Source organism: Thermobispora bispora DSM 43833, from assembly GCF_000092645.1.
Taxonomy (GTDB): domain Bacteria; phylum Actinomycetota; class Actinomycetes; order Streptosporangiales; family Streptosporangiaceae; genus Thermobispora; species Thermobispora bispora.
In genome coordinates this window covers 4,117,722-4,139,369 of the sequence record NC_014165.1, presented here as the reverse complement: position 1 = coordinate 4,139,369, position 21,648 = coordinate 4,117,722, and the positions used below count along the sequence as shown (strand labels likewise).

The window sequence follows — 21,648 nt, the reverse complement described above, 5'->3', positions numbered from 1 at the left end:
CCTTTTCGGGTAGCGGGGGCCATTGGGGGAGGCCGCCCGATGGCGCAGACTGGGGCCTATGGTGCGAAGGACGCTGACGGCGCTGGCCAGGGGGCTTGGCCTGTTCTCCCTGGCGGTGCTGGGAGAGCTCGTGGCCGTGGTGATGCTGGTGGCGGTGCTGCTCAGCTTCTTCGCCGGCCTGGTCTTCCTCTTCCCTCCCGCGGTACGGCTCGCGCGGGCCGCGGCCCGGGTCAACCGGCGGCTGGTCCGCGCGTGGGCGGGCGTGGCGATCGCCGAGCCGTACCGGCCGCCGCCCACCCCGCCGGCGGAGCGCGCCGGGGAGCCGGGGCCGGGCCGGTGCGGCCCGGTGATGCAGGGGACCGCGCTCCGGCTGACGTGGCTGCTCAACGATCCGGCCACCTGGCGGGACCTGCTCTTCCTGCTGGTGGTCCCGTGGACGGGCGGGCTGCTCGTCGCGGCGCCGGTGCTGCTCGCCGCGGTGGGCGCCGTCCAGCTCGTGAGCGGGGCGCCGCTCGGCCTGGCGTGGCTCGTGCTCGCCGCCGCGGTGGCCCCGAGGTACGCGCCGTGGGCGCTGCGCGCGTACGGGTACCTCGCGCACGCGCTGCTCGGCCCGACCGAGAAGGCCGAGCTCGCGCGGCAGGTGCGCCGGCTCTCCGCGGTGCGCACCGAGGTCGTGGACGCGCAGGCGGCCGAGCTGCGCCGGATCGAGCGCGACCTGCACGACGGCGCCCAGGCCCGCCTGGTGGCCGTCGGCATGATGATCGGCACGGCCGAGCGGCTGCTGGACACCGACCGGAACGCCGCCCGGGCCATGCTCGCCAAGGCGCGGGAGGCCTCCGCCGACGCGCTGCACGAGCTGCGCCGGATCGTCCGCGGCATCCACCCCCCGGTGCTCGCCGAACGCGGGCTCGGCGACGCGGTCCGGGCGCTCGCCCTGGACTGCCCGCTGCCCACCCACGTCACCATCGACCTGCCGGCCAGGGTCGCGGCGCCGCTCGAGTCCGCGGCGTACTTCGCGATCAGCGAGCTCCTCGGCAACGCGGCACGGCACGCCGGCGCGACCCGGGCCTGGGTCGACATCGGCCACGACGGCACCACCCTGCGGATCACGGTCACCGATGACGGCCGGGGCGGCGCCGATCCCGCGCGCGGCACCGGGCTGCGCGGCATCGAGCGCCGGATCGGCGCGTTCGACGGCGTCCTCACCCTCAGCAGCCCGGCCGGCGGCCCCACCACTGCCGTGATCGAGCTGCCGCAGGCGCTGCCCGCGCCGCGGCCGCAGCCGCTCACCCGGCGGGCGATCGCGCTCGTCGCGTGCGGCGTCCTGGGCTGGATCCCCCTGGTCCCGCAGGGGTTCGTGCCGATGGTGTTCAAGCTGACCGGGGTGACCGCGAAGTCGTGGTTCCTCGGGCTGCACGTGGCGGAACCGTTCCAGTGGCCGGTCATCGGCGGGATGATCCTGCTCGGTGCCGGGATGCTCGCCTTCGCCGCCTGGCCGGCGCTGGTCCACCGGGCCGGGGTGCGGTGATGCGCGTCGTCCTCGCCGAAGACCACCACCTGCTGCGGGAGGGGCTGATCCACCTGCTCCGCGCCCACGGCTTCGACGTGGTCGCCGCGGTGGAGTCCGGGCCGCAGCTCCTCCGGGCGCTCCTCGAGGAGCGCCCGGACGTGGCGGTCGTCGACGTACGGCTCCCGCCCACGTACACCGATGAAGGGCTCCGCGTGGCGCTCGAGGCGCGCGAACGGGTCCCCGGCCTGCCGATCCTCGTCCTCTCCCAGCACGTGGAGCGGCTGTACGCCCGGGAGCTGCTGGCCGACGGGTCGGGAGGGGTCGGCTACCTGCTGAAGGACCGGGTGTTCAACGGCGAGCAGTTCGCCGACGCGGTGCGGCGGGTGGCCACGGGCGGGACGGCCATGGACCCGGAGGTCATCGCCCGGCTGCTCGCCGCCCGCCCCGAGCCGCTCAGCAGGCTCACCCCGCGCGAGCGCGAGGTGCTGGAGCTCATGGCCGAGGGGCGGTCGAACGCGGCGATCGGGCAGCGGCTCTACCTCAGCGAGAGCGCGGTCAGCAAGCACATCGCCGGCATCTTCGCCAAGCTCGGCCTCGCCCCGTCCGACGACGACAACCGCCGGGTGCTCGCCGTGCTGACCTTCCTCGACCGCAGGTGAGGCGGGCGGCGGTTTTGCGATCGGTCACCATGTCGTATGTGTCACCGTCATCGCGCCCGGCGGCACCGCGCGGGGGACGCCCGCGGCGGGCGGCGGGTGCTGCGGGCCGGGGGCGCGGTGCCCGGCGCGGGCACCGGCGGGTCCACCCCTGGTCCGGTGCATGCGCCGCCGGGGACCGGTGTTACCACGCGGCCGAGCCCGGGTGGGCCGCATCGACCGTTTCGCTGGTTCGCCGCTCGTTCTGTCGCTCCCGGGGGTTACCTTCTCACCGAACGGGGGTGCTAGGAGGTCGCAGTGAAGATCCGGGTGAACCGAGACGTGCTGGCGGATGCGGTGGCGTGGACGGCCCGCCTGCTGCCGGGACGGTCCACCGTGCCCGCGCTCTCGGGACTGCTGCTCGAAGCGGATGCGGATCTGCGCATCTCGGTCTTCGACTACGAGGTGTCGGCCTGGGCGCAGATCGAGGCCGATGTCGCCGCGCCGGGACGGGTGCTCATCCCCGGCCGGGTGCTCGCCGAGATCACCAAGAGCCTCCCCGATCGGCCGGTCGACCTGTACCGGGACGGCGGTGAGGCCGTCCTGACCTGCGGCAGCCTCGAGTACGACCTGCTCGTGCTCCCGGACGAGGACTTCCCCAGCCTGCCCGCCATGCCGCCGAAGGCCGGGGCGGTGGGCGGGGGTGTGTTCGCCTCCGCGGCCGGTCAGGTCGCGGCCGCGGCGAGCCGGGACGACAGTCTCCCCATGCTCACCGGTGTCCGGATCGACATCGACGGCGTCCGGGTCTCCATGGCGGCGACCGACCGCTACCGGATCGCGGCCCGCGAGTTCCTCTGGCACCCCGAGCGCCCGGACGAGCGGCGCGGTGTGGTGGTGCCCGCCCGGCTGCTGGTGGAGGCGGCGCGGTCGCTCCGCGAGGGCGAGATCTCCATCGGCCTCGGCGAGAACGTCATCGGCCTGCGGAACCAGGACCGGACGGTGATCGTCCGCCTGCTCGACGATCAGTTCATCGACTATCGGTCCCGGCTGTCCGAGCAGTGGCCGATCCACGCCGACCTCGCCCTCGCCCCGTTCGTCGAGGCGGTGAAGCGGGTCACGCTGGTCGCCGAGCCCAACACTCCGGTACGGCTCGCCTTCTCGCCCGGCCAGGTGCTCATCCGCGCGGGCGGGGGGAGTATCGGCCGCAGCACGGAGATCGTGGCGGCCGAGCTCGACGGGCCGGACATCGACATCGCCTTCCAGCCGCACTTCCTGCTCGACGGCCTGGCCGGGGTGGAGACCGAGCGGGTGCGCCTGCACATGGCCACCCCGACCCGCGCCGCCCTCATCACCGAAGAGGGCGACGACCCGGCCTTCCGCTACCTGGTGATGCCCGTCCGCCCGCACGGCTGAGCAGTACCGATTGAGCCGTATCGGTTGGGCCGTATCGGTTGGGCCGTACCGCCGGCCGCTCGGCCGCCCGGGGACACGACCGGACCCGCCGAACCCCCGGCAGAGCGGGGTCAGTCGTCGCCCGGCGAGGAGGAGCCGTCGCCCGCGTTCTCGGTGAGGGCGATCAGGATGTGCTCCATGCAGGCGTGGCCGGCGCGCTCGGCGGCGGCCGCGTCACCGGCGACGATCGCCCGGACGATCGTGTCGTGCGGGATGTAGTTCTCCTTCAGCGAGCCGCCCGCGGTGCGGATGCTCGAGCGCAGGGCCGCCGAGAAGTCCAGGTAGAGGTCCATCAGGACCTGGTTGTGCGTGGCGGCGACGACCGTCACGTGGAAGTTCAGGTCGGCCTCGACGAACGTCTCGGGGTCGCCCTCCGCCCAGGCCTTCTCCCGTTCGGCGAGGGCGGCCTCCATCGCGGCGATGTCCTCATCGGTGCGGCGGATCGCGGCGAGGCGGGCCGCTTCCACCTCGAGCGCCCGGCGGACCTCGAGGATCTCGAGCTGCTCGGCCGCGCGGAGCCGTCGCGCCATCACCCCGGACAGCTCGCTCGTGGCGCGGACGTATGTGCCGTCACCCTGCCGGCACTCGAGCAGCCCGGCGTGTGTCAGCGCCCGCACGGCCTCCCGCACGGTGTTCCGGCCGACCCCGAGTTGCTCCGCGAGCGCGGTCTCAGTCGGGATCTTGGCGTTGAGCTGCCAGTAACCCGAAGTGATCTGCTCTTTGAGCTGATCGATCACCTGGTCCACAAGAGACGCCCGCTGCGCGGTCCGCAGGCTCACCGCCGCCAGCCTCCTTTGGGATGCCAATCATCCGATGATGGAATGAGGCTCCCAATTATTCCAGAGCCTTCTGACCACACCCCGAGCGCCGGTCGGCTAACCGGCGAGCATGGCCGCGCCGGCGACGCCGGGAATGGTCACGTGGATGCCTACGGCCTCCAGCGCCTTACGATAAGCCGTCGCCTGCGAGCGTCTGTCACCGGCCTGCCCATAAAGGTCACCGAGCATCCGCCAGGTCTTGGCGGCCTCCCGTTCATGCGCCTCGGGGTCGCCGTCGAGCAGCTCATGCGCGCGCCGCAGCGCCAGTGTGGCGTCATCGGAGCGTGCCAAAGCGGCTTTCGCCAAGACCAGGTGCGCGGTCGCCGCGATGATCCCCCCGGTGGCCGGGGAGAGCTCCAGCATCCGCTGGGCCAGTTCGATCGCCGAGGCCGTGTCCCCGGTCCGGATGCGGAGCCAGCCCAGCACGGCGAGGCTGCGCCCGAGCTCCCGCGGGTCGGCGGACAGCCCGGTGAAGACCCGGAGGGCCGCTTCGGCGAGTTCCTTGGCGCGCTCCAAATCATCAAAATTGGGATCCATCACCCGAATCTGTGCAAGTTCTCTCGCGATCCGGGCGGACGTGAGCGCCGTCCGGGCGGGACGGCCGACGGCGAGCGCGTCCTCGGCGAGCTGGACGGCGAGGGCCGAGTCGTCCCCTTCGGCCGCGGTCGTGCTCGCCCGCCACAGCGCCTGCACCTCGGCGGTGCGATCCCTCACCTCGGGCACCCCGGTCAGGTCGAGGACCCGTTCCACGTACGGCAGGCCGGTCCCGGTCTCCACCAGGGCGAGCGCGAGGTCGATGGCCACCTCGCCGGAGACGATGCCGATCCGCTCCGCCTTGGCCTGCGCCTCGGCGCCGAGGTCGCGGGCCCGTAGCCGGTCGCCGGCCCGTTGGTAGCACCGGCAGAGGGCGACGATCAGCGGCAGATCGGAGAGCCGCTCGGGGTGCTCCATGGCCTCCCGGCGCAGCCGCTCGTACTCCTCGACGGCCTGCTCGATCTTCCCCTGAGCCTCCAGAGCGCGGGCGAACCCGACATGCGCCCGCGTGGCGAGCGTGGCGTTGTCCCCGTCGGACGCCTGCATGATCGCCTTGAACCGGTCGGCGGCCACGGCGGGGGAGCCGTGGTGCAGCTCGAGCTCGGCGTGGCGCAGGCTTAACTCGGTGTCGATGCGCTGCCGCGGCTCGATCCCGTGGAGGAGGAACTCGGTGGTGCAGCCCAGCCTTTCGGCCAGGAGACGGGCCACCGCAGGGGTGGGCGTCCGCTTACCCGATTCGATCAGTGAGACATAGCTGTCGGACAGGTCCGGCCCCGCGAGCTGGGCCTGTGACATGCGCCTGCTCAGCCGCAGGCCGCGGACGCGGTCGCCGATGGTTCCCTGACTCGGCATCTGGACTCTCAGGGCGGGAGAACGACGAATGGCGTTGTCATGATGGCATGAGATGACCGAATCACGTAACCCTCGGTTAAGAATCACGGCGATGTAGGTTGGGTTACGGAACCCTGAAGGCAACCTGGATGGTTGCGAATAGTTTTGATCCGGTCGCTAATCGTCGTCGTTGTCCTTATCGGGGAAGATCAGCTGGCACACCTCGAGGTAGAGGGTTTCGGGGTACGGGAGGTACCTCACCTCGCGGAACGCCTGATCCTGACCCGCCGACTCGAGCTCGAACTCCCCGTACCCGATGAGGCGGCCGAGCAGGGACCGCTTGAAGCTCATGTCGGTGACCTGGCTGAGCGGCATCATCGCGACCTTGCGCGTGATCAGCCCGCTGGTGACGAGCATGCGCTTGTTGGTCACGATGAAGTGATCGTCGGCCCACTCCGCCACCCGCCAGAGCAGGCGGACGAGCAGCAGGAGCCAGGCGCACCAGATGATGGGGAGCGCGTCACCGCCCCCGCTGTCGCTCAGCATCTTGCTGAGCAGGCCCGCGACGATCAGCCCACCGAAAGTCTCTGCCGCCGGACGGAGTAGCACGGCGGGATGGCGCCGGACCATGACGACGGGGACTTCGCCAGGGAGTAGGTAACGGTTGATCGAGGAGGGGGCCGATTCCCCGCGGGCCACAAGTCTCATGTCAGCGAGGCAAAGAACTGAGCCATCGAGTCAGCCGCACGCATCAGACCGTTGAACGCCCCGTGCACGGTGTGCGCCGCGTCCGTCGGCCTTGTCAGCAGGTAAAAGGCGACCAGTACTATGGCCGCCCATTTCAGGACCTTCTTGGCCTGCACCGCCGTCACCACTCCCATGACCACTACATTACCCAGACGCCTTCTTCGGTAAAGCGGTAAAGGCCGTGAATAATCGCCGGCCTTTCCCCGCCCACCGTTGCGCCGTCGTCGCGCCGCGTTATCCGAGCGGGTGCCGCGGGCGGTGCCGGGACACCCGGCCGGGATGCGTGGCTGGTGGCCGCCGATCCCCGGGCGCACCCTGGTGAGCGACCGGCACGATCGCCGGGTGGCGGCGGTCCTCGAGGCCGGCCCTCGGTGCGGCCTCGGCGTGCTCGTGCCGTACGCGTGCCGGAGGCGGGCTCATGGCTCCCCCCTGGTGGCGCTGCTCGGGCGAAACGCGATGACGTCGCGTCACTGTGCGTACCCCATGAATAACGGAGTGTAACAGTAGGAGTGTGGAGAAGCGGAGAGAGGAGGGAGATAGGGGAGAGCATCGGCGGCCCAGCCGGACGTGCCGATCAGGTACGGCGTGACGCCCCGGCCACCCCGCCGGCCGGCCATCACTCGCGGGCCTCGGGGCCATCATCCCCGGCCTCGGCACCGTCGGTCGCATCCGTGCGGCCCACGCCGCCGATCGAGCTGCGGCCGCAGGCCATGGCGGACGGCGGAGCGCACGCCGAAGACGTCAGGCCGTGCATCGAAGGGGCCGGACCGTCTGCGAAGCCCGCCGGGACCACGGGGCAGACCGCCGGATCCCGTGCGAAAGGCCGGCGGCCGCGCAGTGAAGGTCGACATCGGACCGCGCAATGAAGGTCGAGATCCGACCGCGCGGTGTAGGTCGGTGTCGGGCCGTGCAAGGAAGACCCGCGTCGGGTCACGCCGCGAAGGACGAGGTCGCGCCGCGCAGTGAACGTCGGCGTAGGGTCACGCCGTGGAGGCCGGCGTCGGCCACGCAGTGAATGTCGGTGTCGGGTCGCGCGCGGACGGCCGGTGCCGCGTTCGGACGGTGGCCCATGTGCCCCGACCACGAGCGCCGTGGCGGCCGGTACCGGGCCTGTCGATCAGCTGTGACAGCCGACCGGCCGCGGCGGGTCGATCGGCCGTCTCGATCGATCGGCCGTGGTGGCCGATCAGACGGGCGTCAGACCACGCCGTAGAGGCGGTCGCCGGCGTCGCCGAGCCCGGGGACGATGTACCCGTGCTCGTTGAGCCGTTCGTCGACCGCGGCGGTCACCACGCGGATCGGCAGGTCGGTGCCCTTGAACTCCTCTTCCACGCGGGCGAGGCCCTCGGGCGCGGCGAGCAGGCAGACCGCGGTGACATCGTCGGCGCCGCGCTCGAACAGGTACTTGATCGCGGCGGCCAGGGTGCCCCCGGTGGCGAGCATGGGGTCGAGGACGTAGCACTGCCGGCCGGACAGGTCGTCGGGGAGCCGGGTCGCGTAGGTCTGCGCCTTCAGCGTTGACTCGTCCCGGATCATGCCGAGGAAGCCGACCTCGGCGGTCGGCAGCAGCCGGGTCATGCCGTCGAGCATCCCGAGCCCGGCCCGCAGGATCGGCACGACCAGCGGGGACGGGCGCGCCAGCCGTACCCCCCGGGCCGGCGCGAGCGGGGTGTTCACCGTGATGTCGGTGACGCGCACGTCCCGGGTTGCCTCATAGGCCAGCAGGGTGACCAGCTCGTCGGTGAGCCGACGGAACGTCGGCGAATCCGTCCGCTCATCGCGGAGAGCGGTGAGTTTGTGGGCGACGAGCGGATGATCAACGACGAGCGTGTCCATGGCACCCAAAGGTACCGTGTCGCTAAATTTTCTTCACCTTGACCCGATGTTCTCGATCACAATTTAGGACGACCGCCCTACTGTGGATCTCCGAGTCTGGGACGATGGCCTGACGTAAGGACGGTGCCGGTGGGGTTGACCATGCCAGACGCGGACGCTCTCGACTTCGCCATCGTGGTCTACCGTGAAGAGGAGCGATGGGAGGCCGAAATGCTTCCCGTGGCGCTCACCTCCGATCTCCACGGTTTGATTCACGCCCTGCGTCAGATCCCGAGCATGGGGCCCACGATTGGCATGGTCGCCGTGGGGGATGACTTCTTCGTGGTGCTGCGGGTCTACGGCGAACGGGTGAACGTCTTCCTCTCCGATATCACCGCCGCGTGGGATTGGCCCCTGGCCCGGCAGGTCCTCGAATACCTCGACGTCCCCGTCCCGGAAGAGGAGGAGTTCGACACCGTCCTCCCGGTCGGCGATCTGTCGATCTTCGCCGACCTGGGGCTCGACGAGATGGAGCTCTGCGCCCTCGCCAGCGACCTCGACCTGCTCCCGGATGAGGTGCTGTCGAGCATCGCCGGGCGGCTCGGCTTCTCGCAGCCCTTCGAACGCGCGGTCGAGGCCGCCATCGGCTAGGCCGGGGAGCCGCGGATGCGACCCGACCTGTTCTCCGCCGCCTTCGTCAAGACCGGCGAGGGCTGGGCCGGCGCCGGCGTCGACCTCACCGACGCCGAGATCGCCGACGATCTGGGCGATGCCGTCCAGGAGGCCCTCGGCCTCGGCGGCGACGAGCTCGCCCTGCTGTGCGTCGAGGTCGATGACGAGTGGTTCGGCATCGTCCGCTACGAGGACGACCTCGACCCGCGGGTGTTCGTCTCGGACGCGCACGCCGCCCAGGGCGACCCGATCGGCGAGATCCTCCTGGAGCTCGCCGGGGTGTCCGACGTGAGCGAGGCGCCCGACCTCGGCATCCGGCCGGTGGGCGACCTCGAGCTGCTCGCCGACCTCTCGCTGACCGCCGAGGAGCTGCTCGAGCTCAGCATGGAGGAGGGCGTGCTCCCGGCGGACATCCTCTCCCTCATCGCCGAACGTCTCGGCTTCGCCGACGAGCTCGACCGGCTGCGATGACCCAGGACTACGAGCCCGCCATGCGCCTCGCGCTCGCGGAGGCCGTACGGGCGGGGGAGCGCGGGGAGGTGCCGGTCGGCGCGGTGGTGCTCGGGCCCGACGGCACGGTGCTCGCCGCGGCCGGCAACGACCGGGAGGCGAGCGGGGATCCCACCGCCCACGCCGAGGTCCTCGCGCTGCGGGCCGCCGCGCGTGCGCTCGGCACGTGGCGGCTAAGCGGGTGCACCCTCGTCGTCACCCTCGAGCCGTGCACCATGTGCGCCGGGGCCGCCGTGCTCGCCCGGGTCGACCGGGTGGTGTACGGCGCGGCCGACGAGAAGGCGGGCGCGGCGGGGTCGCTGTGGGACGTGCTGCGCGACCGGCGCCTCAACCACCGGCCCGAGGTGGTGCTGGGGGTGCTCGCCGAGGAGTGCGGTGCGGTGCTGCGCTCCTTCTTCGCCGGCCGCCGTGGCTGAACCGGCCGGCGCCGGACGGCGCGGGCCGCATGAAACACGCCGGATGAAACGCACCCGGCATTCCGATGTACGGCAATCGGTGTTCGTCCGGTAAGCTGCTGGGCGGTGGAGTCGCCTAGCGGCCGAGGGCGCACGCCTCGAAAGCGTGTGTAGGGCAACCTACCGTGGGTTCAAATCCCACCTCCACCGCTGAGCGATGAAGGAGCCGCCGACCTCCACCGGTCGACGGCTCTTTCGCATTCCCCCCGGCTTTCACCGTGTTGCTTTCTCCCTGCTCCGCGGTGTCGGCGCTGCTCTCTCCCGGCTCCGTGGTCTCCGCGCTGCTCTCACCCGGCTCCGCGGTCTCCGCCCGGCGATCGCCCGTCTTCGCCGCTCTGCGGTCCGCCGCGTTGCGGTCGCTCCGGTGACACGTCGCCGCCCATCCCGGCCGTCCCATCCCGTGCCGTGCGGGTGCCGGTACGGCGCCGCCCGCCGGGCGGGCCGGGCCTGCCGCGCAGACGCCCGTGGAGGACCGCAACGTCCGTGAAGAACCTCAGATGCTCCCGGAGAACGTGTCGCACCGGTGCGGGTCCCCGGACCGGTAACCCTGCATGAACCACTTCATCCGCTGGGCCGAGGTGCCGTGCGTGAACTCATCCGGGTTGACCCAGCCCGCGCTGCGCTCCTGGATCCGGTCATCCCCCACCGCGGCGGCGGCGTCGAGGGCCTCCTTGATGTCCGCTTCGGTGAACGGCTCGGCGAAGAACCCGGTGTCCACGGCGTTCTTGGCCCAGACGCCCGCGTAGCAGTCCGCCTGCAGCTCGACCCGCACCGAGTCGCTGGTGGCGCCCCGGTCGTTCCTGGCCCGGGCCAGCGTGCCGAGCAGGTTCTGCACGTGGTGGCCGTACTCGTGCGCGATCACGTAGGCCTGTGCGAAGGGGCCGCCCTTGGCGCCGAGCTTGGTCCGCAGGTCGTCGAAGAACGACAGATCGAGATAGACGTGCCGGTCCGCCGGGCAGTAGAACGGCCCGACCGAGGAGTCGGCGAGGCCGCAGGCGGTCTTGACCCTCGACGAGAAGAGCGTGGTCTTGGCCTTCCGGTAGCCGGAGATCTCGCTCCCCCAGTACGCCTGGAGGCTGTTCACCACGCCGACCACCCGGCACTTTTCGGACTGGTCGGCGTCGGCGCCGGTCTTGCACTCCTTGCTCAGGTCGGAGGTGGACGACACCTGGGAGTTCCCCTCGCGGCCGTCGAGGAACCGATCGAGCAGGTTCTTGGCGTCGTCGACGTCGACCCCCAAGACCACGGCGGCGACGAGCGCGATCACGCCCACGAGGCCGCCGCCGATCAGCAACCCGCCGGATCCGCCGCCGCTGCCGACGTCCTCGACCTGCGAGGTGTCGAGTTCGGCTCTGTCGTCGAAGTCCATGGTGAATCCTGGCCGTCGGGAAGCGTTCGAGCTGAGCGATCTTCGCCTTCCATCCTGGGCCATCCGCGCCGCGGGCGGGTACCGCGGCCTCGGTCGGCGACCGGAGACCGCGGGAGACCGGGTCCGGAGGACGAGGCCGGGGGAGGAGGGAACGGACGCATCCGGTACGGCGGAGCCGGGGAGCCGAGACCGCGCCGTTCCCGGGGTGATGGCGCGGGACACGGGTGGGGCGGCCTGGCGGGACACCGGGAACGGCCGGGGAACCGGGACCGGTTCCTGGGGTGACCGGGCCGTGTCCCGGGCCGCTGTCGGTGCCGGGCAGGCGCCCGGCCGTGGCCGTACGCTCGCTGGCTCGAGGACGGCGCCGGCCGGGAAATCGTCGGCTCGAGACGGCACCCGTGAAGTCGCGGGGCTCGAGACGTCTTCCCGGGGACTCGCGGGGCTCGAAACGGCACCCCGGGGACGCGCTGGGCTCGAGACGGCGCCGCCGGAGCGGCGGAAAGGCGCCGTCGTGGAACCCTCGAGACACCGAGCCTGAAACGCCGAGAGGGTGGCCGCCCGAGGCGGCCACCCTCTCGATCTCAGCGGAGGATGCGAGATTCGAACTCGCGAGGGGTTGCCCCCAACACGCTTTCCAAGCGTGCGCCCTAGGCCAACTAGGCGAATCCTCCGTCGGTAAGCTTAGCGGACTTTCGCCGGTGACGTGACCGTTAACGGTCCGGATCGGTCGTGGTTGTGACTAGACTGTCCGGTGGACCCCTCGCGCGGCGTCATCCTGCGAACCTCCCCAGGGCCGGAAGGCAGCAAGGATAAGCGGGCTCTGGCGGGTGCGCGAGGGGTCTCTCGGTTGCTGGACCGCCCCGCCGGGTCGACCCCGAGGAGACGGCATGAGTCTTGCGCTGTACCGCAAGTACAGGCCCGGCACGTTCGCCGAGGTCAAGGGGCAGGAGCACGTCACCGAGCCGTTACGGCAGGCACTGCGCACCGGGCGGATCCACCACGCTTACCTGTTCAGCGGCCCGCGCGGCTGCGGGAAGACCTCCAGCGCCCGCATCCTCGCCCGGTCGCTGAACTGCGAGAAGGGCCCGACACCCGATCCCTGCGGCGAGTGCGAGTCCTGTGTGGCGCTCGCCCCCACCGGGCCCGGCCACATCGACGTCATCGAGATCGACGCCGCGTCCCACGGCGGGGTGGACGACGCGCGCGATCTCCGTGAGCGGGCGTTCTTCGCCCCGGTGTCGGCGCGGTTCAAGATCTACATCATCGACGAGGCCCACATGGTGACCCGTGAGGGCTTCAACGCGCTGCTCAAGCTCGTCGAGGAACCGCCGCCGCACCTGAAGTTCGTCTTCGCCACCACCGAGCCGGAGAAGGTGATCGGGACGATCAAGTCCCGCACCCACCACTACCCCTTCCGGCTGATGCCCCCGGCCACCCTCCGGCAGCTCATCGAGGAGATCCTCCAGCAGGAGGGGGTGCCGTACGAGCCCGCGGCGCTGCCGCTCGTGGTCCGGGCCGGCGCCGGATCGGCGCGGGACACCCTCTCGATCCTCGACCAGCTCCTCGCCGGGGCGGATGAGTCCGGCATCACCTACCAGCGGGCCGTCTCCCTGCTCGGCTACACCGACGGCGGGCTGCTCGACGAGATCGTCGAGGCGTTCGCCCAGCGCGACGGCGCCCGGGTGTTCGACACGGTGAACCGGGTGATCGAGGGCGGCCACGACCCCCGCCGCTTCGCCACGGACCTGCTGGAGCGGTTCCGCGACCTGGTGATCCTCGCCAACGTGCCCGACGCGGCCGATCGCGGGCTGCTCGACCGGCCCGCGGACGAGCTGGAGCGCCTCAAGGCGCAGGCCGCGTCGATGGGCCCGGCGGAGCTGACCCGGGCCGCGGAGGTGTTCAACGCCGGGCTGACCGAGATGCGCGGCGCCACGTCGCCGCGGCTGCAGCTGGAGCTGATGTGCGCGCGCGTCCTGCTGCCCGCGGTGGATCCCGGTGAGACGGGGCTGCTCGCCCGGCTGGAACGGCTGGAGCGCGGCATGCCGCCCGGCGGGCACCCGGCCCCCGCGGCGGGCCCGGCACCGGCCCCGGCGGCGGCCCAGGTCCCCGCACCGCAGAGCGCCCCGCACGCCCCGGCGTCCCAGGCCCCCGCACCACAGCCGGCGTCGCACGCCCCGGCGTCCCAGGTTTCCGCACCGCCGCCGGCCTCGGCCCCGGTGCCGCCACCGCCGTCCCCCGCTGCGGCGCAGTCCGCGCAGCGGGGCCGCGCCGACGATTGGCCGACCCCGGTCCGCCCCGGTGCGGCCCGCCGTACGGCACCGCCGGCGCCCGCGGCACCCCCCGCACCGGCCGCCCCACCGGCCGGGGGACGCTCGCTCGCCGAGGTGCAGCAGGCGTGGCCGGCCCTCCTCGAGGCGGTCAAGCGGCGGCAGCGGGTCGCGTGGATGATGCTCAACCAGGCCCGGCCGCTGGGCGTCGAGGGCGACCTCGTGACGATCGGCTTCGACCGGCCGGGCGACGTGCAGAACTTCCTCCGCAACCGGCGCGAAGAGGTGGTCGCGGCCGCGTTCGGTGACGTGTTCGGCGGGGCGTGGCGGGTCGAGGTGGTCGTCGGCTCGCAGCGCGGCCCGGCCGGGCGCGCCCCGATGGGCCCGGCACCGGCCGCCGGCCCGGTGGCGTCCCCGGCCGCCCCGGCCGCTCCCACCGCCCCGGTCGCCGGCGCTCCGCCCACGCCCGCCGCGCCGGCCGCATCGGCGCCGCAGCCGCCCGGCCCGGCCGCGGTCCCGGTCACCGATGAGACCTGGCCGGACGCGCCGCCTCCGGAGCCCGGCGAACCGGAGCCGGTCCACGACCGGGCGGCACCGCCCGCCGCCGCACCCGCCCGGCGGCCGGCCGCACCGAGCCGGCGCGCGGAGCCGGGGTGGCCGGAGAGCCCGCCCGGCCCCGGCGGCTCGGACATCGACGACGTCGACCCGGTCAACGACGCCGACGCCGAGGTGGACGAGCTCACCGGTCTCGCGCTGATCCAGCGGGAGCTCGGCGGCCAGGTCATCGAGGAGATCGACCACTCCGCCTGACCGTCCGGCCCGCGGTCACCGGGCGGTGCGCTTCTGCCGCATCGCGAACATGAAGATGGCGGTGCCGAGGATGAGCAGGCCGAGGGCCCCGAGGATGAGCCACGGCATGCCCCGCTCGAAGGACACCGCCCGGCCCATGCTCCCCGGGTCGTCCGGGAAGGTGAGCGTGGCCGTGGCGGTCCGCCGGATCCGCCCGCTGGCGAGCTCCAGCCGTACCTCCCATGGACCGGCGGGGAGGCGGCGGTCGAGCACGACGCGCACCTGAGCCTGGTCACCGGGGGCGAGCGCCGTGCCGGGCGCGGCGGTGAAGGGCCCGGCGCGCAGCCCGCCCGGGCCGTTCGACAGGGTGAGGCTCCCGCTCATCTCCAGCGCCCGCTCACCGGTGTTGCGCACCAGGGCGAGCACCTGCGGCCGCCCGTCGTCGGTGCGGGCCGGGATGAGCCGCTCGATCCGGAAGTCCGACGGCGGTTCGCCGCCGGGGCCGATGTCGAGGTAGACGCGGATGCCCACCCGTGCCACCACCCCCACGTTGTGGGCCCCGCTCGCCGGTGCTCCGGTCTCCGCCCAGATGACCCCGTAGCGCTCGCCCTCCGGCGCGCTGTCCGGCACCCGGATCGTGGCCCGCACCACCGTCCGGCCGTACGGCGGCACCTCGAAGGAGCCGGGGTCGAAGGAGATCCAGCCCGGCAGCTCGTTCGCGGCGGCGCCGTCCGTCACGGTGAACCGGTTCTCCCTGATCTCGGCCGGGCTCACCCCCATGGCGATCCGGAGCGGCGCGGCCGAGTCGTTCGAGACCTGGATGCGCCGGCGGATGGTGGCGCCGGGCCGCAGGTGGTCGACGATCTGGTAGTGCGCCCGCGGGTCGTTGCGCCGGCTCACCGGGGCGTCCATGAGCCGGATGCCGAACCGCCCCCGGCCGTCCGCGGCCTCCGCGGGCCCGGCCATCACCGGAGCGAGGAGCAGCGCGATCAGCAGCGCCGTGAGGGCTCGGATCATGCCACCAGGTGGGTCACCGTGGCCGTGTAGGTGACCGCCGTGGCGGTGTTCGGCACGTTGACGGAGAGGGCAGGTTCCCAGCTCGCGGAGTTGCCTCCGGTGCCCCCGGTGTGGGTGAACGCGACCATGGGCGTCGTGCCGAGCGGGCCGGGCGCGCCCGGGGAGAACACCCCGTCCCCTTCGGTGCTCGTCGGGGCTCCGGCGGTGTAGGTCGCCGCCGACGCGGGGATCGCCGGCACCCCGGCCGCGGTGAAGTCGGTCGACGACACGGTGACGGTCCACTCCGCCGGGTTGGCGCCGCGCGAGTCGGTGACCGTGATCGTGCCGAGCGATCCGGAGATGGTGGTCCCGGGCTCACCGGCGCCGATGGAGGCGGAGGCGGGGACCGTCACCGAGAGCGGGCCGGCGGTCACGGTGAACGTCACGACGGTGTCCTCCGCGTTCGCCGGTTGGACGTGGAACGCCGCCGCGCACGCCGTTCCGGCGATGAGCAGGGTGAGCCGACGCATCTGTTCCTCCTTTTCTCGTCCAATGCGCGGCCGGGAGGTTCCGGGCGATCGTGGTTCGCCTCCCCGGCCCGTGATCGGATTCGGAGGGTATTCGCCGGCGTGCGGATACCCGGGTTGACATGCCGGAGCGTTCTTCAATGGATCAGCGATTTTTTGGTCAGAAATGATGTGCTGAATATTTCAGTGAATCTATGGACATCACCGTATTAGCGGGTCATTCGTATGGTTCATTCAGAGAGCGGCCGATGGCCCGGGTAATCCGGAATCATGGGAGGTGGCGCGGGCGCGCCGGCCGGAGGCTCGCGGGTGGCGGTCCGCCGTGGTGCGGCCGCGCCGGTAGGCCGTCCGGATCCGCGGCCCGAAGATCGGGCGGGGTGTATACCGGACGGCGGTGGAGGCCATAGGCTCGACGCGACGACACATGTCGCCGGACGCTGAGGAGCGCGATCGTGAACCCAGGGGACATCAACCTCCAGCAGCTGCTGGAGCAGGCGCAGCTCATGCAGCAGCAGCTCATCAGCGCGCAGCAGGAGCTCGGCGACACCGAGATCCAGGGGACCGCCGGAGGCGGCCTCGTGGTCGCCACGGTGAGCGGTAGCGGGGAGCTGCTCGAGCTGGAGATCAGTCCCTCCGCGATCGACCCGGACGACCCCGAGGAGACCGCGGAGACGATCGCCGACCTCGTCCTCGCCGCGGTACGGGACGCGATGCGGGCCGCCGCGGAGCTGCAGGCGGAGAAGCTCGGCCCGCTCGCGCAGGGGCTCGGTGGGCTCGGTCAGGCTCCGGGGTTCTAGCCACGATGTACGAAGGGGTTCTGCAGAACCTGATCGACGAGCTGGGGCGCCTTCCCGGCATCGGGCCGAAGAGCGCGCAGCGCATCGCCTTCCACATCCTCGGCGCCGATCCGGTGGACGTGAAACGGCTGGCGCAGGCGCTGCTCGAGGTCAAGGAGAAGATCCATTTCTGCCGTATCTGCGGGAACGTCGCCACCGAGGACGAGTGCCTGATCTGCCGTGACCCGCGGCGGGACGACCAGGTAATCTGCGTGGTCGAGGAACCGAAGGACGTCGTCGCGATCGAACGGACCCGGGAGTTCCGCGGCCGCTACCACGTTCTCGGCGGGGCGATCAGCCCGATCGACGGCATCGGGCCGGATGACCTGAGGATCCGCGAGCTGATGGCCCGGCTCGCCGACGGCCAGGTCAACGAGCTGATCCTCGCGACCGACCCGAACCTCGAGGGGGAGGCGACGGCCACCTACCTGGCGCGGCTGGTCAAGCCCCTCGGGATCAAGGTGACGCGACTGGCCAGCGGTCTGCCGGTTGGCGGTGACCTCGAGTATGCCGACGAGGTCACCTTGGGCCGCGCTTTCGAAGGACGGAGGCTGCTGGATGTCTGACGACTGGACGGACTTGGCCGACCGGGTCGCCGGACACGTGCGGAACTACCTCGACGGGCTGGCCCGCCTCGCCAACGGTGAGGGCGGAGACGCCTTCCTCCCGCTGCTGCTGGTGGAGGTGGCCCAGATCAGCCTCGTCGGCAGCCAGCTCGGTGCGGTCAAGGACGTGATCCTGGAGACCAACATCGAGCCGCCGATCGGCGAGGATCCGGACATCGACCCGCTCCGGGTCGCGCTCGCCGCCCGCCTCGGCGAGGTCGACGACTACGCCGAGGTCTTCGATCCGTACAAGGACACGAAGATCACGCCGTACCGGTTGTCGGACGACCTGACCGCGGTCGCGGCCGATCTCGTGCACGGCCTGCGCCACTACGACGCGGGCCGGCCGCTCGAGGCCCTGTGGTGGTGGCAGTTCTCCTACTTCAATACCTGGGGCAATCACGTGGGCGCGGCGCTGCGGGCGTTGCACGCCCTGGTCGCGCACGTGCGCCTCGACGTGGCCGAGGAGCCCACGGTCGTGTGATTCGGCGTCCATATAGTGGTCGGGAACCGAGTAGGTTGCGGGGCTCTAAGTAAACTGTGAGCCCACGCCCTATTTGTTCGGAGAGTCCAGTGGCCCTCGTTGTACAGAAGTACGGTGGTTCGTCAGTGGCCGACGCGGCCTGCATCAAGCGGGTCGCCCAGCGGATCGTCGCGACGAAAAAAGCGGGCAACGAGGTCGTGGTGGTCGTCTCCGCGATGGGGGACACCACGGACGAGCTGCTGGACCTGGCGAAGCAGATCTCACCGCTGCCGCCGGCGCGCGAGCTGGACATGCTGCTCACCGCGGGTGAGCGGATCTCGATGGCGCTGCTCGCGATGGCGATCGCCAACCTCGGCTACGAGGCGCGCAGCTTCACCGGCTCCCAGGCCGGCGTGATCACCGACTCCACGCACGGCAAGGCGCGGATCATCGACGTGACCCCGGGCCGGATCAGGGAGGCGATCAACAACGGTCAGATCGCGATCGTGGCCGGGTTCCAGGGCGTCTCGCAGGACACCAAGGACGTGACCACGCTCGGCCGGGGCGGTTCGGACACCACGGCCGTGGCACTCGCCGCCGCGCTCGGCGCGGACCTCTGCGAGATCTACACCGACGTGGACGGCATCTTCACCGCCGATCCCCGGATCGTTCCGACGGCGCGGCGCATCCCGCGGATCTCCTACGAGGAGACCCTGGAGATGGCGGCCTGCGGTGCGAAGATCCTCCACCTGCGCTGCGTGGAGTACGCCCGCAGGTTCAACCTGCCGATTCACGTCAGAAGCTCGTTCAGCAACCGGGAAGGCACGTGGGTCGTAGCCGACCCAACGACAGAGGGAAGCGAGATGGAGCAGCCCATCATCTCCGGTGTCGCGCACGACCGGAGCGAGGCCAAGATCACGGTGGTCGGCGTGCCCGACAAGGTCGGCGAGGCTGCCGCCATCTTCAGGGTGCTCGCCGACGCCGAGATCAACATCGACATGATCGTGCAGAACGTGTCCGCGGCGGCGACCGGGCGCACCGACATCTCCTTCACGCTCCCCGCCAGCGACGCCCAGGCCGCGGTGGCGGCGCTCAAGAAGATCCAGGACCAGGTCGGCTTCGAGCAGGTGCTCTACGACGACCAGATCGGCAAGGTCTCCCTGATCGGCGCCGGGATGCGGTCGCACCCGGGGGTGACCGCGAAGTTCTTCGGCGCGCTCGCCGACGCCGGGGTGAACATCGAGATGATCTCCACCTCGGAGATCCGGATCTCCGTGATCGTCCGTAAGGACGACGTGGACACCGCCGTGAACGCGGCCCACCGTGCCTTCGACCTCGACGCCGACCAGGTCGAGGCGGTCGTGTACGGAGGTACCGGTCGATGAGCCGCAAGCCCACCCTCGCGGTCGTCGGCGCGACCGGTGCCGTGGGCACGGTCATGCTCGACATCCTCACCAACCGGCCCGACCTGTCGGCCGCCTACGGGGAGATCCGGCTGGTCGCCTCGCCGCGCTCGGCCGGGAAGGTGCTCAGCGTCCGCGGCGAGGACGTGGTGGTGCAGGCGCTCGCGCCCGAGGTCTTCGACGGCGTGGACATCGCCATGTTCGACGTCCCCGACGAGGTGTCGGCCGAGTGGGCGCCGATCGCCGCGTCCCGCGGGGTCGTGGTCGTCGACAACTCGGGCGCCTTCCGGATGGACCCGGACGTCCCGCTCGTCGTGCCGGAGTGCAACGCCGAGCAGGTGCGCAACCGGCCCAAGGGCATCATCGCCAACCCCAACTGCACGACCCTGTCGATGATGGCCGTCATGGGCGCGCTCCACCGGGAGTACGGCCTGCGCGAGCTCGTGGTCGCCTCCTACCAGGCGGCCTCCGGGGCCGGGGCCGCCGGCATCACGCGCCTGTACGACGAGCTCCAGGCCGTGGCCGGGGACCGGTCGATCGGCACCGTCGCCGGGGACGTGCGCAAGGCCGTGCCCGACCTCGCGGACTCGCCGTTCCCCGCGCCGCTCGCGCTCAACGTCGTGCCGTGGGCCGGCTCGCTCAAGGAGGACGGCTGGTCGTCCGAGGAGCTCAAGGTCCGCAACGAGTCCCGGAAGATCCTCGGCATCCCCGACCTGAAGGTCTCGGCGACCTGCGTGCGCGTCCCCGTGGTGACCACGCACTCGCTCGCCATCCACGCGACGTTCGAGCGGGAGGTCACGGTCGAGGGGGCGCGGGAGGTGCTCGAGGCGGCGCCGACCGTGGTGGTGCTCGACGACCCGGCGAGCCGGGTGTTCCCCACCCCGGCCGACGTGGTCGGCACCGACCCCACGTACGTCGGCCGGATCCGGCAGGCCCTCGACTTCCCGAACACGCTGGAGCTGTTCGTCTGCGGCGACAACCTCCGCAAGGGCGCGGCCCTCAACACGGCCGAGATCGCCGCGCTGGTGGCCGCCGAGTTCAATTGATCCCATCCCGGGCGCCCTCGCCGGTGCCGGCCGGCCGAGGACGGGCCGCGGGCTCCGGGGGAGCCCCGGTACCGGCCGCGCGTTCGAACGTGCCGTGAGCCCTGGCCATCTCGCCTGGCCAGGGCTCTCGTTCTGTCTCGGCGGCCGGTCGCGAGGCGGGCGGTCGCGTCGTGACGCCTCCATGGCGCCCCGTCCAAGAGGGCCGCCGCGTGCCGGCGTGAGCGGACGGCGTCCGCCGGGCGTCCGCGTGCTCCAGCCGATCGCCCCATACGCCCGGTGTCGCCACGGCGGAGGCGGGCCTCGAGTTCATACCGTCCGGTTGGTATGGTCGGTGCGACCGAGGTTCCCTCTGGAGGTGGTGCATGGACCGCTGGGGCATGACGATTCCGCTCTCCGGCCAGACCCCGCTCGAGTCGAAGCAGGTCATCAGCGAGCTCGCCGAGCTCGGCTACACCGACGCGTGGTCGGCCGAGGTCAACGGCACCGACGGCCTCATCCCGCTGGCTCTCGCCGCCGACTGGGCGCCCACGCTCCGGCTCGGGAGCGCGATCGTCCCCGTGTACACCCGAGGGCCCGCCCTGCTCGCCATGTCCGCGGCCACCCTCGCCGATCTCGCCCCGGGCCGGTTCGTGCTCGGCATCGGCACCTCGTCGAAGGTGATCGTCGAGCGGTGGAACGGCGGCGAGTTCGCCAAGCCGTACGCGCGGGTGCGGGACACGCTGCGCTTCCTGCGGGACGCCCTCACGGGCAAGAAGATCACCCAGCGGTACGAGACCTTCGAGGTGGACGGCTTCCGCCTGGAGCGCCCACCGGCCGTGCCCCCGAAGATCGCGCTGGCCGCGCTCCGGCCCGGGATGCTCCGGCTCGCCGCCCGCGAGGCGGACGCGGCGATCACCAACATGCTCTCCCCGCAGGACGTACGGAAGGTCCGGGCCGAGGTGGGGGCGGACACCGAGCTGATCGCCCGGATCTTCGTGGTGGTGACCGAGGACCGGGAGCGGGCCCGCGCGATCGGCCGGCGGTTGCTCGCCGGTTACCTCACCGTGCCGGTGTACGCCGCCTTCCACGAGTGGCTCGGCCGCGGGGAGGCGCTCCGCCGCATGCAGGAGCTCTGGGCGGCGGGCGATCGCCGGGGCGCGGTCGAGGCGATCCCCGACGAGGTCGTCGACGACCTCATCGTGCACGGCGACCCGGCGACCTGCCGCGCCAGGATCCGCGAGTACGTGGCCAGCGGCCTCGACACCCCCGTGCTCGCCCCGCTGCTCGGCGCGGACGTGCCGGTCGCCCAGGCCGTCCGGGACCTCGCGCCGGAGCGCTGACCGCGGCGGCACCGGGCACCCGCACCCGGGTGGGAGCCGAGCGCCCCGG

Annotated in this window: 21 protein-coding genes, 2 tRNA genes and 1 other RNA gene; 15 read left to right on the top strand and 9 right to left on the bottom strand. The window is 72.0% G+C overall.

Annotated elements, in window-relative coordinates:
* Nucleotides 1-58 precede the first annotated feature (58 nt).
* The 3 genes from TBIS_RS17690 to dnaN all read left to right on the top strand — a co-directional run bounded on the left by TBIS_RS17690 (nt 59) and on the right by dnaN (nt 3,558).
* A complete protein-coding gene (locus TBIS_RS17690) occupies nt 59-1,528 on the top strand; it encodes a sensor histidine kinase (RefSeq protein ID WP_013133767.1) in 1,470 nt (489 codons plus the stop codon).
* On the top strand, nt 1,528-2,169 hold the full coding sequence (locus tag TBIS_RS17685; protein ID WP_013133766.1) for a response regulator: 642 nt from the start codon (nt 1,528-1,530) through the stop codon (nt 2,167-2,169). The genes TBIS_RS17690 and TBIS_RS17685 overlap by 1 nt, the downstream gene beginning before the upstream one ends.
* 294 nt (nt 2,170-2,463) lie before the next feature.
* Nucleotides 2,464-3,558 (top strand): DNA polymerase III subunit beta, encoded by a 1,095-nt coding sequence (gene dnaN, locus TBIS_RS17680; RefSeq protein WP_013133765.1) that lies wholly within the window; start codon nt 2,464-2,466, stop codon nt 3,556-3,558.
* Nucleotides 3,559-3,668: 110 nt separating this feature from the next.
* On the opposite strand, the gene TBIS_RS17675 is transcribed toward dnaN, so the two are convergent.
* The 5 genes from TBIS_RS17675 to upp all read right to left on the bottom strand — a co-directional run bounded on the left by TBIS_RS17675 (nt 3,669) and on the right by upp (nt 8,363).
* Complete coding sequence (locus tag TBIS_RS17675) at nt 3,669-4,376, bottom strand: FadR/GntR family transcriptional regulator (protein ID WP_013133764.1); 708 nt, start codon at nt 4,374-4,376, stop codon at nt 3,669-3,671.
* 96 nt (nt 4,377-4,472) lie between these two features.
* Nucleotides 4,473-5,801, bottom strand: a complete 1,329-nt coding sequence (locus TBIS_RS17670) for a helix-turn-helix domain-containing protein (protein ID WP_013133763.1) — start codon at nt 5,799-5,801, stop codon at nt 4,473-4,475.
* A 156-nt stretch (nt 5,802-5,957) separates the two neighbouring features.
* Nucleotides 5,958-6,488 carry a PH domain-containing protein gene (locus TBIS_RS17665; protein ID WP_013133762.1) on the bottom strand — a complete coding sequence of 177 codons (531 nt, stop codon included), beginning with the start codon at nt 6,486-6,488 and terminating at the stop codon, nt 5,958-5,960.
* Nucleotides 6,485-6,661 carry a hypothetical protein gene (locus tag TBIS_RS19370; RefSeq protein WP_013133761.1) on the bottom strand — a complete coding sequence of 59 codons (177 nt, stop codon included), beginning with the start codon at nt 6,659-6,661 and terminating at the stop codon, nt 6,485-6,487. Before TBIS_RS19370 ends, TBIS_RS17665 begins: the two co-directional genes overlap by 4 nt.
* Nucleotides 6,662-7,724: 1,063 nt before the next feature.
* Nucleotides 7,725-8,363, bottom strand: coding sequence for a uracil phosphoribosyltransferase (gene upp / locus TBIS_RS17655; protein WP_013133760.1), 639 nt, complete (start codon nt 8,361-8,363; stop codon nt 7,725-7,727).
* A gap of 141 nt (nt 8,364-8,504) precedes the next feature.
* Here upp and TBIS_RS17650 point away from each other — a divergent pair, with 141 nt between their 5' ends.
* The 4 genes from TBIS_RS17650 (at nt 8,505) to TBIS_RS17635 (ending at nt 10,129) form a co-directional block, all read left to right on the top strand.
* Entirely contained in the window at nt 8,505-8,993 is a 489-nt protein-coding gene (locus TBIS_RS17650) for a tRNA adenosine deaminase-associated protein (RefSeq protein WP_041432599.1), read from the top strand.
* Between the two features lie 15 nt (nt 8,994-9,008).
* Entirely contained in the window at nt 9,009-9,485 is a 477-nt protein-coding gene (locus TBIS_RS17645) for a tRNA adenosine deaminase-associated protein (protein WP_013133758.1), read from the top strand.
* Nucleotides 9,482-9,940 carry a tRNA adenosine(34) deaminase TadA gene (gene tadA / locus TBIS_RS17640; RefSeq protein WP_013133757.1) on the top strand — a complete coding sequence of 153 codons (459 nt, stop codon included), beginning with the start codon at nt 9,482-9,484 and terminating at the stop codon, nt 9,938-9,940. Before TBIS_RS17645 ends, tadA begins: the two co-directional genes overlap by 4 nt.
* Nucleotides 9,941-10,044: 104 nt before the next feature.
* Nucleotides 10,045-10,129, top strand: a tRNA-Ser gene (locus TBIS_RS17635).
* Between the two features lie 343 nt (nt 10,130-10,472).
* Here TBIS_RS17635 and ypfJ read toward each other — a convergent pair.
* Entirely contained in the window at nt 10,473-11,348 is an 876-nt protein-coding gene (ypfJ, locus tag TBIS_RS17630) for a KPN_02809 family neutral zinc metallopeptidase (protein ID WP_013133756.1), read from the bottom strand.
* 585 nt (nt 11,349-11,933) lie between these two features.
* Nucleotides 11,934-12,019, bottom strand: a tRNA-Ser gene (locus TBIS_RS17625).
* An 80-nt stretch (nt 12,020-12,099) separates the two neighbouring features.
* On the opposite strand from TBIS_RS17625, the gene ffs reads away from it, so the two are divergent.
* Nucleotides 12,100-12,195, top strand: an RNA gene (ffs, locus tag TBIS_RS18385) — signal recognition particle sRNA small type.
* Between the two features lie 40 nt (nt 12,196-12,235).
* Nucleotides 12,236-14,425, top strand: coding sequence for a DNA polymerase III subunit gamma and tau (locus tag TBIS_RS17620; protein ID WP_013133755.1), 2,190 nt, complete (start codon nt 12,236-12,238; stop codon nt 14,423-14,425).
* A gap of 15 nt (nt 14,426-14,440) precedes the next feature.
* Here the strand turns inward: TBIS_RS17620 and TBIS_RS17615 are convergent, their stop codons facing one another.
* Nucleotides 14,441-15,421: a hypothetical protein gene (locus TBIS_RS17615; protein WP_013133754.1), complete on the bottom strand. Its 981-nt coding sequence runs from the start codon at nt 15,419-15,421 to the stop codon at nt 14,441-14,443.
* A complete protein-coding gene (locus tag TBIS_RS17610) occupies nt 15,418-15,930 on the bottom strand; it encodes a hypothetical protein (RefSeq protein WP_013133753.1) in 513 nt (170 codons plus the stop codon). Before TBIS_RS17610 ends, TBIS_RS17615 begins: the two co-directional genes overlap by 4 nt.
* Nucleotides 15,931-16,379: 449 nt before the next feature.
* Between TBIS_RS17610 and TBIS_RS17605 the strand changes: the two genes are divergently transcribed.
* The 6 genes from TBIS_RS17605 (at nt 16,380) to TBIS_RS17580 (ending at nt 21,599) form a co-directional block, all read left to right on the top strand.
* Nucleotides 16,380-16,724, top strand: coding sequence for a YbaB/EbfC family nucleoid-associated protein (locus tag TBIS_RS17605; RefSeq protein WP_013133752.1), 345 nt, complete (start codon nt 16,380-16,382; stop codon nt 16,722-16,724).
* 5 nt (nt 16,725-16,729) lie between these two features.
* The gene (gene recR / locus TBIS_RS17600) at nt 16,730-17,329 is read left to right on the top strand and encodes a recombination mediator RecR (protein ID WP_013133751.1); all 600 of its coding nucleotides are present in this window, start codon (nt 16,730-16,732) and stop codon (nt 17,327-17,329) included.
* Nucleotides 17,322-17,852 (top strand): DUF5063 domain-containing protein, encoded by a 531-nt coding sequence (locus tag TBIS_RS17595; RefSeq protein WP_013133750.1) that lies wholly within the window; start codon nt 17,322-17,324, stop codon nt 17,850-17,852. Before recR ends, TBIS_RS17595 begins: the two co-directional genes overlap by 8 nt.
* Before the next feature lie 89 nt (nt 17,853-17,941).
* Nucleotides 17,942-19,216 (top strand): aspartate kinase, encoded by a 1,275-nt coding sequence (locus TBIS_RS17590; protein WP_013133749.1) that lies wholly within the window; start codon nt 17,942-17,944, stop codon nt 19,214-19,216.
* Nucleotides 19,213-20,280 carry an aspartate-semialdehyde dehydrogenase gene (locus TBIS_RS17585; RefSeq protein WP_013133748.1) on the top strand — a complete coding sequence of 356 codons (1,068 nt, stop codon included), beginning with the start codon at nt 19,213-19,215 and terminating at the stop codon, nt 20,278-20,280. The genes TBIS_RS17590 and TBIS_RS17585 overlap by 4 nt, the downstream gene beginning before the upstream one ends.
* 362 nt (nt 20,281-20,642) lie before the next feature.
* Nucleotides 20,643-21,599, top strand: a complete 957-nt coding sequence (locus tag TBIS_RS17580) for an LLM class F420-dependent oxidoreductase (protein WP_013133747.1) — start codon at nt 20,643-20,645, stop codon at nt 21,597-21,599.
* The last annotated feature ends 49 nt before the right edge of the window (nt 21,600-21,648 follow it).

Excerpts from the sequence above, each read along its gene's own strand:
- TBIS_RS17645 (WP_013133758.1), top strand. The coding sequence starts at position 9,009 with ATGCGACCCGACCTGTTCTCCGCCGCCTTCGTCAAGACCGGCGAGGGC.
- TBIS_RS17685 (WP_013133766.1), top strand. The coding sequence starts at position 1,528 with ATGCGCGTCGTCCTCGCCGAAGACCACCACCTGCTGCGGGAGGGGCTG.
- TBIS_RS17620 (WP_013133755.1), top strand. The coding sequence starts at position 12,236 with ATGAGTCTTGCGCTGTACCGCAAGTACAGGCCCGGCACGTTCGCCGAG.
- TBIS_RS17595 (WP_013133750.1), top strand. The coding sequence starts at position 17,322 with ATGTCTGACGACTGGACGGACTTGGCCGACCGGGTCGCCGGACACGTG.
- ypfJ (WP_013133756.1), bottom strand. The coding sequence starts at position 11,348 with ATGGACTTCGACGACAGAGCCGAACTCGACACCTCGCAGGTCGAGGAC.
- TBIS_RS17650 (WP_041432599.1), top strand. The coding sequence starts at position 8,505 with ATGCCAGACGCGGACGCTCTCGACTTCGCCATCGTGGTCTACCGTGAA.
- tadA (WP_013133757.1), top strand. The coding sequence starts at position 9,482 with ATGACCCAGGACTACGAGCCCGCCATGCGCCTCGCGCTCGCGGAGGCC.
- TBIS_RS17580 (WP_013133747.1), top strand. The coding sequence starts at position 20,643 with ATGGACCGCTGGGGCATGACGATTCCGCTCTCCGGCCAGACCCCGCTC.
- TBIS_RS19370 (WP_013133761.1), bottom strand. The coding sequence starts at position 6,661 with ATGGGAGTGGTGACGGCGGTGCAGGCCAAGAAGGTCCTGAAATGGGCG.
- TBIS_RS17670 (WP_013133763.1), bottom strand. The coding sequence starts at position 5,801 with ATGCCGAGTCAGGGAACCATCGGCGACCGCGTCCGCGGCCTGCGGCTG.
- TBIS_RS17665 (WP_013133762.1), bottom strand. The coding sequence starts at position 6,488 with ATGAGACTTGTGGCCCGCGGGGAATCGGCCCCCTCCTCGATCAACCGT.
- recR (WP_013133751.1), top strand. The coding sequence starts at position 16,730 with ATGTACGAAGGGGTTCTGCAGAACCTGATCGACGAGCTGGGGCGCCTT.
- TBIS_RS17615 (WP_013133754.1), bottom strand. The coding sequence starts at position 15,421 with ATGATCCGAGCCCTCACGGCGCTGCTGATCGCGCTGCTCCTCGCTCCG.
- TBIS_RS17610 (WP_013133753.1), bottom strand. The coding sequence starts at position 15,930 with ATGCGTCGGCTCACCCTGCTCATCGCCGGAACGGCGTGCGCGGCGGCG.
- TBIS_RS17690 (WP_013133767.1), top strand. The coding sequence starts at position 59 with ATGGTGCGAAGGACGCTGACGGCGCTGGCCAGGGGGCTTGGCCTGTTC.
- upp (WP_013133760.1), bottom strand. The coding sequence starts at position 8,363 with ATGGACACGCTCGTCGTTGATCATCCGCTCGTCGCCCACAAACTCACC.
- TBIS_RS17585 (WP_013133748.1), top strand. The coding sequence starts at position 19,213 with ATGAGCCGCAAGCCCACCCTCGCGGTCGTCGGCGCGACCGGTGCCGTG.